Raw genomic sequence first — 14111 nt, 5'->3', positions numbered from 1 at the left:
AGAACCGCAGAGCCCAGGGGGAGGGCCATGCGGTTCTTCTTGTGTATACTCCTACTTCTGAACGGTTAGGTTGTAGTTGCTGATCTTCTCCGTGATTGCTTTGGCTGCGTCATCGAGCGCTTGCTTGGCCGGCTTGGAGCCGCCGAGCACTTCCTCAATCGCGCCCTCTACCGTCTGACGTGCTTCCGGGAATACGCCCATGACTGCGCCCTGGGTAGCCGTGCTTGGCTTGGAAGCATGAAGCTGATCCACGGCAGTCTGGAACTGCGGATATTTGGCCAGGTTGTCTTTGACAATCTGCTGGTCGTAGGCCTTTTTCGTAATCGGGAAGTATCCGGTAGCAATGTGCCATTTCGCTTGGGTATCCGGCTGGGCCAGATACTTGATGAACTCCCATGCCGCCTTTTGCTCGGCTTCCGGCTTGTTGTTCAGAATCCACAGGCTCGCTCCGCCGACTACAACGCCGCCGTCTGTTGAGGCATCCGGCTTAGGCAGGAATGCCGTACCTACCTCGAACTTGCCTTGTGTACCATCTACAATTCCGCGAAGAGATGCCGTAGAATCCAAGGTCATGGCGATTTGGCCAGCGATGAAGGCCTTCTTCGTATCATCGGTTTTGCGGCCGAGGTTAATCGCTGCCTTGCTGTCGATCATGCTCTTCCACCATTCCAGTGTCTTCACACCGGCATCTGTGTTCACAAGGGATTCCGTCGCCGGGGATGTCCGGCCGTTACCGTTGTTCACATACTCTTTGCCCTGATTGGCGAAGAATTGCTCAAGGAACCAGCCATATATGGCAAATGAAGCCGGATGCCCTTTTGCGCTCAGAATCTCTGCATCCTTCTTCACTTCCTCATAGGTTGCCGGAGGCTTCTCGGGATCCAGGCCAGCCGCCTTGAACAGGTCCTTGTTATAATACAGAATCGGGTTGGATGTATTAAAAGGCATGGAGTACTGCTTGCCATCGAATGTGTAGTACTTGGAAATGTTCTCTTCCAGCTGGCTCAGATCGTATTTATCCTGATCAATGAACTGCTGTACCGGCGTAATCGCCTTGGAATCGATCATGAAGCGGGAGCCGATCTCGTACACCTGGATCATCGACGGACCGCTGTCGGAATCCATGGATGCCTTCATTTTATTGATACTCTCATCGTAGGTCCCTTGGAATACGGCTTCAACTTCAATTTTGTCCTGAGACTTATTGAAATCCGCTACGAGCTGGTCGACCGCTTTGCCAAGTTCCCCGCCCATGGAGTGCCACCAGACTACTTTGGTCTTGGAGCCGCCGCCTGCCGGTGTGCTCTCTCCCGCAGCTTCCGCCTTGGTCCCGGTGTCCGATGAGCCGGTCGTTGTTCCGCCACAAGCGGACACCATTAGCATCATGGCGATGGAAGCCAGAATGAGCCATCCTCGAAGTGCATACTTTGTCATTTCCGTTGATCTCTCCCTTATCCTGTATATTTATAATTTGTAAGCCGTCACATGGACGGGAATTACCGGTTCAACCCTTAATGGCGCCTGCTGTAAGCCCCCGGACCAGATACTTCAGCCCGAATACAATAAGCAGAAGCGAAGGTAGAAGAACTAGAGCGACCCCGCAGAGGACAACATTCCAGGCTGTGGAGTCCTCGAACTGAAGCATGCTGATCCCGATCTGAACCGTCCGCATTTGGGCGGTGTTCGTAATAAGCAGGGGCCATAGATACATATTCCACGTATTCAGAAAAACATAGACGGACAACGTGGCCAGCGCCGGCTTAGATAGCGGCAGGGCGATATGCAGGAAATACCGCAGATGCCCGCATCCGTCCATTCTGGCGGCTTCGAATAATTCCTTCGGCAGCTGCAAGAAGAACTGGCGAAGCAGAAATACGCCGAACGCCGAGGCCAGGAAGGGAACGACCATGCCCGGATAAGAGTCGAGCCAGCCCCAGGATTTAATCAGCAGGAAATTCGGGATCATCGTGACTTCCCAGGGAATCATCAGGGTCGACATGAAGACGGCGAACCAGAAGGCCTTGCCCTTGAAGGAGATGAACGCGAAGGCATAGGCGGCCATGCTGCCTGTCAGCACCTGTCCCGCCATAACGATGGCCGAGACGAGGAAGCTGTTGAGAATGAACCGTCCTACAGGAATGAGCTGGAACACAGCCTCCAGACTGCCAAGATACAGGCTTGAAGGAAGAATCTTTGGCGGGTACTGGCTGGTCTCATCCGGCGTCATGAAGACGGACAGGAACGTATAGAGAAGCGGATAGATGATACATAAACTGAGCAGACACAGCAGCATATAGACGGTTCCCCGTGAAAGTGTCCGGCTTAAGCTCATTGGTAATGCACCTTCTTCTCGGCAAATACAAATTGAATGAAGGTCAGCAGCAGAATAATGAGGAACAGCACAATGGAGATCGCGCTCCCAGTTCCGAATTGATAGTTCACGAACGCTTCTTTATAGATGGAATAGACGAGAACCTCGGTCGATCCGGCCGGGCCGCCTTTGGTCAGAATGTGGATTTGTCCAAAAGACTGCAGCGAGCTGATCACAGTGACGACGAAGAGGAAGAAGATCGTCGGGGACAGCAGCGGCATGACCAGCTTGACGAAGGTCCGTATCGGCCCGGAGCCGTCAATCTTGGCACTGTCATAAATATCCTCGGATATGCCCTGAAGTCCGCTAAGCAGAATAATGAAATTGAAGCCTGAATTCATCCATAGCGTCATGGCAGCAATGGACAGCAGCGCCCAAGAAGGGTCGGTAAGCCACTGAACGGGAGAGATTCCCGCAAGGCTCAGGAAGTAGTTGAACATGCCCATGGTGGGATGGAACAGCATCATCCAGATCACCGATGACGTACTGACCGATACGGCGAGCGGCAGCGAGAAGATGAATTGGAAGATGCGCATGCCGCGAAGCCGGGCGTGAGCCAGTGCTGACATAATAAGTCCCAGTACAATGCCCGTCGGTACAGTGAGCAGGGCGAACTTGCCGGTTACAGCCAGCCCGTTCCAGAAGGCTTCGGATAAGAACAGCTTCTTGAAGTTATCCAGCCCTACATAAGCGGCGATGCGTCCGCGTGGGTCTGTCAGGTGAAAGCTAAGATAGATGGATTTCAGCATGGGATAGAGCAGGAAGACTCCAAAGAGCAGCAGCGATGGAGCGAGAAATATATAAGCCAGCACATTCTCCTTCAGGCGGGACAGGTTCAGCCTTCTTGCGGCAGTCCAGGAGGAGCGTGAGACCTTGCGGGGCGTTAACGGAGCCTCTCTTTCAAGCAAATTCATGCAGCAAATTCCCCCTTACTAAGTCATCTTTGTCCAGTGTAGAGAAGACACGTTAAGGGGACATGTGCCTGGTGTTAAACTTTGTGCCATGTAAAATTTGCTGTTTACGCGCATTTGATTCAGGGCATACAATCTTATGCACGCTCGCTTGAGCACGCAAAAAAAGCCCTGTTCCGGGGGACAGAGCTTTCTTAATACACAACTGGATCTGGCTATAGACGGGCCAGCATCGAAATGATGAACGGAGCTGCCCCAAGCGTGAACAAGGCGGCGACAATCATCGAAATACTGGAGATGGTGCCTGTCAGCGAGCTCAGCTCGAAGGCTTTGGAGGTACCGGTTCCGTGAGCGCCTGTACCCAGCAGGACACCGCGCGCAACTTCGTTATCAATCCGGAACATCTTCACGATCATCGGACCGATAATGGAGCCGAGCAGCCCGGTGATAATCACGAATACGGCCGTAATATTCGGCACGCCGCCAATCACCTCGGAGACACTCATCGCGATGGGAGTAGTGACGGAGCGAGGTACAAGGCTGCTCACCAGCGCGTTATCCAGGTGCATGCTCTGTGCGAGCAGCATGGATGATACCATGGCGACAATGGAACCGGACAGGACGCTGATCAGAATCAGGGCCGCATGCTTCTTAAGGACTTTATAATACTTGAACAGTGGCACGGCAAAAGCAATCGTGGCCGGCTGCAGCATGCTGCTGAGCCATTTCCCCCCGCTGTTATAGGCTTCATATGGAATATGTACGAGCAGAAGCCCGATAACCAGAATCAGCGGCGTTACCAGCAGTGGGGATAGGTAGACACGCGGCTTGAATCCGTACAATTTTTTGCAGACAAAATATAGGCTTATCGTAATGATCAGACAGAGCAGACCCGTAATCATGCTTTCTTCTCCTTTCGTTTGGCAATCCGGGATGCGGTAAGACCGGAGCTGGCCATGACAATAAATGTACTAAAAATAACGACAATCAGGATGCGAACTCCATCACTCTCTAACATGGGAATGTACTTCATTACGCCTACCGCGGAAGGGATGAAGAACAGCAGCAGCTCGGCCAGCAGCCAATTGGCGCCTTTCTCGATCCACTCCAGCTTCAAGACACCGGTCTTCAGCAGTGTAAATATGACCACAATCCCAAGGATGCTTCCAGGTATATTCAAGTGGAGCAGGTCCACAATTTTATTCATAGCCATGGAAATAAAGAACAGGATGGCAATTTGCAGAACACCCATCAACAAGGACTTTAATTTTCCCATTGCGAAAGCCTCTTTTCATTTTCTGTGTATACTGAAATTTTACATCAATTTCTTTCATAGGTATAATGCATATATTGAATGTTTCACATTCCAAATGGCTATGATAGAAAATGAGGTGGTCCCCGTGGATATCCGTCAATTGCAATATCTTATCGAGGTTGCGCGTTTGAAGAGCTTCACCAAAGCGGCTGAATCGCTGTACATTACACAGCCGACCATCAGTAAGACGATCAGGCAGATGGAGGAAGAGCTCGGCATCATTCTGTTCGACCGGATTGGCAAACGAATCAGTCTGACGGATGCCGGACAGATCATGGTCAATCAGGCTCAGAACATCGTCAAATCCTTCAACAGCATGACGGCCGAGCTGGATGATCTGCGGAATCTGAAGAAAGGGCACATCCGCATCGGTCTTCCGCCGATGGTAGGGGCCAGCTTCTTCCCAAAGATCATCGGACAGTTCCATAAAAGGTACCCGGACATCACCATTCAGCTCTTTGAAGACGGGGCGAAGAAGGTGGAGGCGGATACGGACAGCGGGGCGCTGGACGTAGGTATTACCGTGCTGCCCGTCACTGTGGAAGGGCTGGAGTGCTTCTCCTTCGTGGAAGAGAAGCTGAATCTGATCGTGCACCCCTCTCACCGGCTTGCCGGCAAGGAGACAGCGCCTTTAACCGAGCTTACAGAGGAGTCCTTTGTGTTATTCCGGGAGGACTTTGTCCTGCATGACCGGATTATCACGGAATGTGTGCGCGTTGGGTTTCAGCCCCGGGTCATCTATGAGAGCTCTCAATGGGACTTGATCAGTGAGATGGTCGCGGCTAACCTGGGCATTGCACTTCTGCCCGAGACCGTGTGCCGGGAGGTGGACCCTTCCCGGGTTACGATTCTGCCTCTGGTTGACCCGGTGATCCCCTGGGAGCTGGGCATCATTTGGCGGGAGGACCGCTATCTGTCGTTCGCGGCAAGGGAATGGATCCGTTTTGCCCAGGAAGTCTTAACTGGAGGGGATGGATAAGGTACGAGAGGTAATCTTATCGGCCGGAGCAGCATGCCGCGGCAAAAGGAACTTTCATCCATAATTACGGGGCCGATTGCCCTTGTATTTGGTGTGGCCCAAGCCTGCCTGTTGAGTCCCCAAAGTCTTGCAATCTCCATGAGTGCATCCGCTTGGGGTGCTTTTTGTGCGATCATAATATTAATAAAAATTTAATGTAATATATTACCTCACAGCTTATTCTTCTTTTGTTTGGTTAAATTCCTTATAATAGCGAAATATGATACGAGATGTCGTATTTCTTCCTAAGCACAATGACTAACTATAGAGTAGGGGAATCTGGATGAATGTTATGAGGAAAAAGTCCATCTCATCAATGATGGAGCTTAAGGAGAAAGGCAATACTCTAAAGAAAGAACTGGGCGCATTCGATCTTACAATGCTGGGCATTGGATGCGTGGTAGGAACCGGGATCTTTGTCATGACCGGGGTGGCAGCTGCCCAGCACGCAGGCCCCGCTCTGATCTTGTCGTTCGTTATTGCGGGACTGGTCTGCGCCTTCTGTGCGCTCTGCTACGCGGAGCTGGCCTCCATGGTCCCGATCTCCGGCAGCGCCTATACTTACAGCTATGCTACCTTCGGAGAGATCATCGCCTGGATCCTGGGCTGGGATCTTATTCTGGAATACGGCTTTGCTGCTTCAATGGTAGCCAGCGGATGGTCAGGTTATTTCCAGGGGCTGATGTCGGGCTTTGGCATTCATTTCCCGCATGCTCTGAGCAGTGCTCTTGATACGGGAAAAGGCACCTATATCGATCTGCCGGCCATCATCATTGCTCTGCTGCTGACTTTTGTAGTCTCCCGCGGGGCCAAAGAATCAACCCGGCTGAATACGATCATGGTAGTAATTAAGATCGCAGTCATCGTGCTGTTCCTCGTCGTTGGGGTCTTCTATGTGAAGCCGTCCAACTGGACACCATTCATGCCGTTCGGCTTCGGGGGCGTGATGACGGGCGCAGCTACCGCGTTCATCGCGTATATCGGCTTTGACGTAGTGGCTACCGCAGCGGAGGAAGTGCGTAATCCGCAGAGAGATCTCCCGCGAGGGATCATAGCTTCCCTTATCGTGTGCGCTCTGTTGTACGTGCTTGTAACCGCCGTGCTAACCGGGATTGTGCCTTACCAGCTGCTTGACGTGAAGAACCCGGTGGCCTTCGCCATTCAATTCATTCATCAGAACTGGATTGCCGGATTTATCTCGCTCGGAGCTATTATCGGCATCACTACTGTATTGTTCGTGCTTCTATACGGGCAGACTCGTCTGCTCTACGCAATGGGGCGCGACGGCCTGCTGCCGAAGAAATTGTCCAAGCTTAATCCGAAGACCAAGGCGCCGACGATCAGCACATGGGCAACGGGAATTATCGTTGCATTCTTCGCAGGCGTGCTTCCACTCGACAGACTGTCGGATCTGGTGAGTATTGGAACGCTCTTCGCGTTCATCTCGGTGGCCATTGGGATTATTATTCTGCGGAAAGCCCGTCCTGATCTGCAGCGCTCCTTCCGGGTGCCTTGGGTACCTGTAATTCCGCTGCTTGCGATCATCTTCTGCGGCTATCTGCTGTTCAGCCTTCCGCTCGTAACATGGGAAGCCTTCCTGATCTGGATGGTCATCGGATTGGTTGTATACTTTTCATTTGGAATCAGAAACAGCCGGCTTGCGAAGCCGGAACAAGACGAATAGTAGCATAGCACAGAGGCTGGTACCTGTCGTAAAGACGGGTGCCAGCCTCTGTTTGTTTGGGGCAGCTCATGTAAGATTGCTTAACTGATGAACCACATACATCATTCCAGCCAGTCCCCCTGCAAGCAGGGCATAGGTCATTCCGTAACCTATACGGGCAGACATCGGAACATCATAATATTGGTTGTTTTCGAAGATCTCGTAATCGACCTGGCACTGAATGGCCAGGTGCAGGCCGTCTTCCTTATTCACGTGGTCAATATGAACGACCTGTACTCGCTGAATCAGGCCCTGCTGCGGCAGGGCGATCAAGCCCTCGAAGTCCAGTCCCTCCCATACCGCTTTAACATATTGCTGCCCGTCAAGCTCGCTGTACGTGGTATAAGACAGGTCTCTCCGGTGTCCTGTTCCAGGGATGAGATATCCCTGTTCTCTTAGATGTTCTACCGGTACCTCGAAGGCCCCCCTTAATGAACGGGCTGCCTTTTTCTTCTTGCGTCCGAATTTCTCATACAGCTCGAAAGCGAAGAGAGCCCAGATAATGAAGAACAAGAACGATCTCAATTCAATGATCACGTACAGCCCGCCGATCAGTCCCACCAGCCACAGCCAGCGGGTAACTGCCGTAGCAATTCGGCCACCATCGAGCGGATGAATGGGCAGCAGATTAAGCAGGTTGAAGAAGAAGCCTGCATTAGCTAGTGCATACAGCAGAGGGCTGTCCAGGTAATAAGCAGCGCCAAACGTAATTAAGGCGCCGAGACTCCCGAGAATGGGGCCGCCAAGCGCAATATAGGCTTCGGTCTGGGCATCCCGCGGATTCCGCTTCACCGCGATTAAGGCTCCGATGAAAGGAATAAATAGCGGTGCGGATACGGGAAGCCCCTTCCGCTTGGCGGCAAGCACATGGCCCAGCTCATGGACGAACAGGAGCAGGACAAGGCCTACGGCAAAGCCCCAAGGATAAAGGATGGCGTACGCCCCTATGGACACCGCCATGGAGATCAGGGCTCCGCCCAGTTTGCTGAATTTCAGGACTGCAAGCAGCGTCTTCGCTTTAGCAAGGATTAAGGCGAGCAGGCCGCCCATCCGCCAGAGAGCGCTTTTCTTTTGAGAATTCGGAGTATTCTGTTCTTCCAATGGAATTCATGCCTTTCTGTGTTGGGATTCATGAACCAAGTTGCGGTCACTCAGGTATAGAAGCGGCTTAATTTACAAAAGTTAAGATCATATTGCTATGCAAACAGACAACTCACGACTATAGACAAAGGGAGAACACCATGAAACGTAGGGTATGGATGGCGGCAGCCATATGCATGTGCTTGGGAATAAGCATAGTTACATCAGGTAATACGGCCAGAGCAGACGGGCCGTTTCATTTCGGGTTCAAGAAGAGCGTAAATGGAAGTCTTCCCTCCATCAACGAGGAAGGCTTCAAGGATATCATCGATAAGAATGGGGCCGTCTTTACTGGAGACACCACCAAGAAGGATATCTACCTGACTTTTGATAACGGCTATGAGAATAAAGGCTATACCTCCAAAATCCTGGATACACTCAAGGAGAAAAAGGTGCCTGCAGCGTTCTTCATTACCGGCCACTATGTGAAGGATCAGCCTGAACTGGTCAAACGGATGGCTGCGGAAGGACATATCATCGGCAATCATTCCTGGAGCCATCCGGACATGACGACGGTATCCAATGAACGCATCAAGGAAGAGCTGGATAAGGTAAAGCAGGCCGTAACGGAAGTGACCGGCGTGAAGGAGATGACCTTCCTGCGTCCGCCGAGAGGGATATTCAATGACCGAACCCTGAGTGTTACGCGCCAGTATGGATATACGAATGTGTTCTGGTCGGTGGCTTATAAGGATTGGGATGTGAATGATCAGAAGGGTGCAGACTACGCCTTCCGCAAGGTGACCAGCCAGCTGCATCCGGGCGCGGTGCTGCTGATTCACGCCATTTCCAAGGACAATACGGACGGCCTTGGAGCTATTATTGATGAAGCCCGAAGACAGGGCTACACGTTCAAGAGCCTGAAGGACCTGCCTGGCCAGCAGAGGGCGCCGCAGGGACCTAAGCCGTCAGTGGAGCCTGATTCGAAGGCGAAGCAGTGAGATTGAGCCGCCAGGTGAGCCTCAGAGAGTGCAGCTGGGAATCGAAGCGATACAAAGGTTAATTTGCAGCAAATCTTGAGCAGGACTAGGCAGTGTAACGGGTAAAATTGTGAGAGGGTTGAAATTTAGAGACTTACCAAGGGTCCCCCGATCGGGGGACTTTTTCGTTATCTATATAAACAGGAATAACATAATTGACTTGGTTCAAACACAGGAATATAATTAGGTTTGCAATATAATAGGTTACCTAATTATTAAACAGTGCAAACAAATCCAAAGAGGGTGAATAAGTGGACATCAACGAGAATCCGAAGGTACAAAGGCTGTTCGAAGCTTTTAACCGTGCCCGCAGGGCGGATTGGCGCAGACCCTCAGTAGGGCAGTGTAAGCCAAGTGAGATGAAGCTGCTCTTTTATATCAAGAGAGGTATGAAGAGCCATAAGGAGGGATTGACGGTATCGGAGCTCAGCAGTGCTCTGGATGTAACTTCGCCAACGGTTACCCAGCTGATTAACAGTGTGGAGGCCGGCGGACTTGTAGAACGCAGCATGGACCCCCATGATCGAAGAGTTGTCCGGGTCAAGCTGACCCCGGAAGGCGACGAGTTAACACACAAAGCGATGGAGTCCTTCTTTGGAAGGTTCTATGAATTATATGAGCATTTGGGTGAGGAACAGAGTGAGCAGCTGGCGGAGCTGCTTGAGAAGGTCACCCGGTTCCTGAGTGATTCTTCGGGCCGGGAAGAAGAGAAGCACGGTCAGTAAACAGACACACAGGGTTAAGCTGTGGGAGGGGGAGCGAAGCGTATATGATCAAAATTTTTCGTTTTTTGAAGCCATACCGAATTCCACTGATATTTGTCATTGTACTGGTGTTTCTTCAGTCTTTGTCTGAGCTGTATCTACCGACACTGATGGCGGATATTGTGAATCACGGCGTTGTCAAAGGAGACATCGGATATATCTGGCGAATCGGGTTATTCATGCTGCTTGTTGCCTTCGGAGGTATTATTACTTCCATCGCAGCCAGCTATTTCTCCTCACGGGTGGCTACCGGCTTTGGCAAGACCCTGCGGAGCAAGGTGTTCTCGCATGTAGAGAAGTTCTCGCTGGAGGAATTCGATAAGCTTGGCACGGCCTCACTCATTACGCGTACGACGAATGATATTACACAAATTCAGCAGGTTCTCCTGATGATGATGCGCATGATGGTGAGTGCGCCGCTGCTTGCGATCGGGGGCATTATCATGGCGATGTCGAAGGATAAGACGCTTTCGCTCGTATTTGTGGTGATTATTCCGGTGCTCGTGGGTGCGATATTCCTGATTGCGGGGAGAGGGATTCCGTTATTCAAGATTATCCAGAAAAGAATTGACCGCCTCAACCTGGTCCTCCGCGAAGGCCTGACCGGGATTCGTGTCATCCGCTCGTTCAACCGGACCGAGCATGAGGCGAAGCGGTTCGAGAAGGCTAACTTTGACCTCACCGAGACTTCCATCAAGGTAAATAAGGTTATGGCGGCGATGATGCCTACCATGATGCTCGTGCTGAACGTCTCCTCCATTGCGATTATATGGTACGGAGGAATCCGTATAGATAACGGCAGTATGGCTGTGGGCGATCTGATCGCTTTTCTGCAGTATGCCATGCAGATTATGTTCTCGTTCATCATGGTGTCCATCATGTTCGTCATGGTCCCAAGAGCGTCGGCCTCGGCTGTCCGGATTAATGAGGTTCTGGATACCCTGACAGTGATAAAGGACGGGAAGCCTGCCCAGACTTCTGGCAGCACGGGGCTTGATTCCGCAGTGAGTGCGGAGTCTAGGAAACTTGAGGAAGCCGAAGGAACTAACGAACAAGATGAACTTGAGCAATCTGAGGAATCAGGAGATTATGCTGCCTCTGTCCCAAGCTTGAAGGGATACGTTGAGTTCGACAATGTCAGCTTCAGCTATCCGGGAGCGGAGCAGCCTGCAGTGTCCGGCATTTCATTCCGAGCCGAGCCGGGCGAGGTTACCGCTATTATTGGGGGTACCGGTTCGGGGAAAACCACGCTGATCAGCCTGATCCCGCGCTTCTATGATGTGGGCAGCGGCCGTGTGCTGGTTGACGGCCAGGATGTCCGTGACCTTCCCCAAGAGGAGCTTCGGGCCAAGATTGGCTTCGTGCCCCAGAAGGCCGTGCTGTTCACCGGCTCCATTGCGGATAATATCCGCTACGGTAATGAAGCGGCGACAGACGAAGAAGTGGAGCAGGCGGCGCGTATTGCGCAGGCTGAGGAGTTTATCTCAGAGATGGAGAAAGGCTATGAGGCAACCATCTCCCAAGGCGGGAACAATGTATCCGGCGGTCAGAAGCAGCGTTTGTCCATTGCAAGAGCACTCGTCAGAAGACCGGAGATATATATTTTTGACGACAGCTTCTCCGCTCTGGATTTCAAGACAGATGCCAAGCTGAGGGCGGCCTTGAAGGATAAGACGGGGGAATCCACCGTCATTATTGTGGCTCAGCGGGTAAGCACGGTTAAGGATGCCGACCGGATTATTGTGATGGATGAGAGCCGTATTGCGGGAATGGGTACCCACCGTGAGCTGCTTGAGAGCAGTGAAGTGTATCGCGAGATCGTATATTCCCAGCTGTCAGAGGAGGAGATCGCATGAGTACACCGCGCAGACAAGGGCCTCCAGGCGGGGGATTCGGCAGAGGTCATGGACCAGGAGGACCGGGCATGGTTCTTCCGGGAGAGAAGGCCAAGGATTTCAAAGGAACGCTGCGTAGACTGTTAAAATACTTGAAGCCGCACCGGTCTCAGATTATCGCTGTGATATTTATGGCTGTGCTGAGTACAATATTTAGCATTATAAGCCCGAAGATCATGGGGAAGGCCACCACCGAGCTGTTTGAAGGAATTAAAGGCCGGATGATGCATGTAGCGGGAGCACATATTGATTTCGGGTATATCTGGAGAATTATTCTGTTCCTGCTTGTGCTGTATGTCATTAGCTCCGGATTCACTTATATTATGCAGTTATTAATGGCCGGGGTATCCCAGAAGACAGTCTATGATCTTCGGCGGGATGTGAATGACAAGCTGGGCAGATTGCCGCTGAAATACTTCGACTCCCGTACGAACGGGGAGATTCTAAGCCGTGCCGTGAATGACGTGGATAACATCAGCACCACGCTTCAGCAGAGCTTGACGCAGCTGATTACCTCGGTGCTTATCATTATTGGGGTTATCGTCATGATGCTGACGATCAGTCCTCTCTTGACACTGATCGCACTAGTGACGCTGCCTGTGAGCTTTCTGGCGATCAAGAAGATTAGCGGGAAATCGCAGAAGCATTTTATCGGCCAGCAGCACAATTTAGGGGAACTGAACGGGCATGTAGAGGAAATGTATACCGGTCACCGGATTATCAAAGCGTTCGGACGCGAGGAGAAGTCAATCGAGAAGTTCGACCAGATCAATGAGCGGTTGTATGAATCCGGCTGGAAGGCCCAGTTCATCTCAGGGTTAATCATGCCGATTATGAGCTTCATCGGAAATATCGGCTATGTCCTAATCAGTGTCATTGGCGGGATCATGGTCACCCGCAAAGCGCTGGACATCGGGGATATTCAAGCCTTTATCCAGTATGTACGCCAGTTCACGATGCCGATTACGCAGACCGCCAACATCGCCAACATTATTCAATCGACAGTGGCTTCGGCTGAACGGGTGTTCGAGCTGCTCGACGAGGAAGAGGAAGTACCAGAGGCCTCGCGGCCAGTGGAGCTTGCTGAAGTTCGTGGAGACGTAGCCTTCGAGCATGTAAGCTTCGGCTACAATGATCAGCAAATGCTAATCGAGGATATGAATATTGAGGCCCAGCAGGGACAGACGATTGCGATTGTCGGACCGACTGGGGCAGGTAAGACTACCCTTATTAACCTGCTTATGCGCTTCTATGAAGTGAATGAGGGCCGGATTACTGTAGATGGCGTGAATATTACCGACTTCAAGCGGGGGAATCTGCGGAACCTGTTCGGAATGGTTCTTCAGGACACCTGGCTCTTTAACGGGACAATTCGGGACAATATTGCATATGGGCGTATTGGAGCTACGGAAGAGGAAGTCGTTGCGGCAGCCAAGACGGCACACGCGGATCACTTCATCCGCACGCTTCCTGATGGATATGATACGATTCTTAATGAAGAAGCATCGAATATATCCCAGGGACAGAAGCAGCTCTTGACCATCGCCCGGGCTATCCTCGCCGATCCGTCCATTCTGATTCTGGATGAAGCGACAAGCAGCGTGGACACCCGGACCGAGGTGCTGATCCAGAAAGCGATGAACGAGCTGATGAAGAACAGAACCAGCTTTGTTATCGCCCACCGCCTGTCTACCATCCGGGATGCGAGTCTGATTCTGGTGATGAATCATGGGAAAGTCATCGAGAAGGGTACCCATGAAGACCTGCTGCAAAAGGGCGGCTTCTACGCCGACCTGTACAACAGCCAGTTCAATAACAGAAGTGCTCAAGAGGTTGCGGGGTAACGACTTGATTATGGTAACAGTTAATATATAACTAAGAGTCAGCTCAGTCCTGAAACTAAACAAACAGCAAGTCTCCAAGGTATTGGAGACTTGCTGTTTGGCGTTTATGAACTATGTTTTTACGAACGGATGACCTGCGTTGCTGCCGCC

12 protein-coding genes are annotated in these 14111 nt (G+C 51.7%); 6 read left to right on the top strand and 6 right to left on the bottom strand.

Features of this window, described 5'->3' with window-relative positions:
- Positions 1-51 precede the first annotated feature (51 nt).
- The 5 genes from ACEN86_RS18925 to ACEN86_RS18905 all read right to left on the bottom strand — a co-directional run bounded on the left by ACEN86_RS18925 (position 52) and on the right by ACEN86_RS18905 (position 4558).
- On the bottom strand, positions 52-1434 hold the full coding sequence (locus ACEN86_RS18925; RefSeq protein ID WP_495632026.1) for an ABC transporter substrate-binding protein: 1383 nt from the start codon (positions 1432-1434) through the stop codon (positions 52-54).
- 70 nt (positions 1435-1504) lie between these two features.
- A complete protein-coding gene (locus ACEN86_RS18920; protein ID WP_495632025.1) occupies positions 1505-2332 on the bottom strand; it encodes a carbohydrate ABC transporter permease in 828 nt (275 codons plus the stop codon).
- A complete protein-coding gene (locus ACEN86_RS18915) occupies positions 2329-3285 on the bottom strand; it encodes a carbohydrate ABC transporter permease (protein WP_495632024.1) in 957 nt (318 codons plus the stop codon). Before ACEN86_RS18915 ends, ACEN86_RS18920 begins: the two co-directional genes overlap by 4 nt.
- Before the next feature lie 212 nt (positions 3286-3497).
- Positions 3498-4184 (bottom strand): CidB/LrgB family autolysis modulator, encoded by a 687-nt coding sequence (locus ACEN86_RS18910; protein WP_495632023.1) that lies wholly within the window; start codon positions 4182-4184, stop codon positions 3498-3500.
- The gene (locus ACEN86_RS18905) at positions 4181-4558 is read right to left on the bottom strand and encodes a CidA/LrgA family holin-like protein (RefSeq protein ID WP_495632022.1); all 378 of its coding nucleotides are present in this window, start codon (positions 4556-4558) and stop codon (positions 4181-4183) included. The genes ACEN86_RS18910 and ACEN86_RS18905 overlap by 4 nt, the downstream gene beginning before the upstream one ends.
- A gap of 124 nt (positions 4559-4682) precedes the next feature.
- Between ACEN86_RS18905 and cidR the strand changes: the two genes are divergently transcribed.
- Positions 4683-5576, top strand: coding sequence for a cidABC operon transcriptional activator CidR (gene cidR, locus ACEN86_RS18900; RefSeq protein ID WP_495632021.1), 894 nt, complete (start codon positions 4683-4685; stop codon positions 5574-5576).
- A 322-nt stretch (positions 5577-5898) separates the two neighbouring features.
- A complete protein-coding gene (gene bcaP, locus ACEN86_RS18895; RefSeq protein WP_495632020.1) occupies positions 5899-7299 on the top strand; it encodes a branched-chain amino acid transporter BcaP in 1401 nt (466 codons plus the stop codon).
- Between the two features lie 66 nt (positions 7300-7365).
- On the opposite strand, the gene ACEN86_RS18890 is transcribed toward bcaP, so the two are convergent.
- Complete coding sequence (locus tag ACEN86_RS18890; protein WP_495634351.1) at positions 7366-8388, bottom strand: site-2 protease family protein; 1023 nt, start codon at positions 8386-8388, stop codon at positions 7366-7368.
- Positions 8389-8579: 191 nt separating this feature from the next.
- Here ACEN86_RS18890 and pdaA point away from each other — a divergent pair, with 191 nt between their 5' ends.
- From pdaA to ACEN86_RS18870, 4 genes are all read left to right on the top strand, one after another.
- Positions 8580-9419: a delta-lactam-biosynthetic de-N-acetylase gene (gene pdaA, locus ACEN86_RS18885; RefSeq protein ID WP_495632019.1), complete on the top strand. Its 840-nt coding sequence runs from the start codon at positions 8580-8582 to the stop codon at positions 9417-9419.
- Between the two features lie 290 nt (positions 9420-9709).
- Positions 9710-10183, top strand: a complete 474-nt coding sequence (locus ACEN86_RS18880; RefSeq protein ID WP_495632018.1) for a MarR family winged helix-turn-helix transcriptional regulator — start codon at positions 9710-9712, stop codon at positions 10181-10183.
- Positions 10184-10227: 44 nt separating this feature from the next.
- Complete coding sequence (locus tag ACEN86_RS18875) at positions 10228-12078, top strand: ABC transporter ATP-binding protein (RefSeq protein WP_495632017.1); 1851 nt, start codon at positions 10228-10230, stop codon at positions 12076-12078.
- Positions 12075-13961, top strand: coding sequence for an ABC transporter ATP-binding protein (locus ACEN86_RS18870; protein WP_495632016.1), 1887 nt, complete (start codon positions 12075-12077; stop codon positions 13959-13961). The genes ACEN86_RS18875 and ACEN86_RS18870 overlap by 4 nt, the downstream gene beginning before the upstream one ends.
- The last annotated feature ends 150 nt before the right edge of the window (positions 13962-14111 follow it).

It is taken from the genome of Paenibacillus sp. Paensp111 (assembly GCF_059492195.1).
The sequence above is the reverse complement of the archived record's forward strand: the minus strand, read 5'-3'. Positions and strand labels throughout refer to the sequence as shown.

Bases quoted from the DNA above. Each gene is read 5' to 3' on its own strand.
- ACEN86_RS18925 (WP_495632026.1), bottom strand. From the start codon at position 1,434: ATGACAAAGTATGCACTTCGAGGATGGCTCATTCTGGCTTCCATCGCC.
- ACEN86_RS18920 (WP_495632025.1), bottom strand. From the start codon at position 2,332: ATGAGCTTAAGCCGGACACTTTCACGGGGAACCGTCTATATGCTGCTG.
- ACEN86_RS18915 (WP_495632024.1), bottom strand. From the start codon at position 3,285: ATGAATTTGCTTGAAAGAGAGGCTCCGTTAACGCCCCGCAAGGTCTCA.
- ACEN86_RS18910 (WP_495632023.1), bottom strand. From the start codon at position 4,184: ATGATTACGGGTCTGCTCTGTCTGATCATTACGATAAGCCTATATTTT.
- ACEN86_RS18905 (WP_495632022.1), bottom strand. From the start codon at position 4,558: ATGGGAAAATTAAAGTCCTTGTTGATGGGTGTTCTGCAAATTGCCATC.
- bcaP (WP_495632020.1), top strand. From the start codon at position 5,899: ATGAATGTTATGAGGAAAAAGTCCATCTCATCAATGATGGAGCTTAAG.
- ACEN86_RS18890 (WP_495634351.1), bottom strand. From the start codon at position 8,388: ATGGGCGGCCTGCTCGCCTTAATCCTTGCTAAAGCGAAGACGCTGCTT.
- pdaA (WP_495632019.1), top strand. From the start codon at position 8,580: ATGAAACGTAGGGTATGGATGGCGGCAGCCATATGCATGTGCTTGGGA.
- ACEN86_RS18875 (WP_495632017.1), top strand. From the start codon at position 10,228: ATGATCAAAATTTTTCGTTTTTTGAAGCCATACCGAATTCCACTGATA.
- ACEN86_RS18870 (WP_495632016.1), top strand. From the start codon at position 12,075: ATGAGTACACCGCGCAGACAAGGGCCTCCAGGCGGGGGATTCGGCAGA.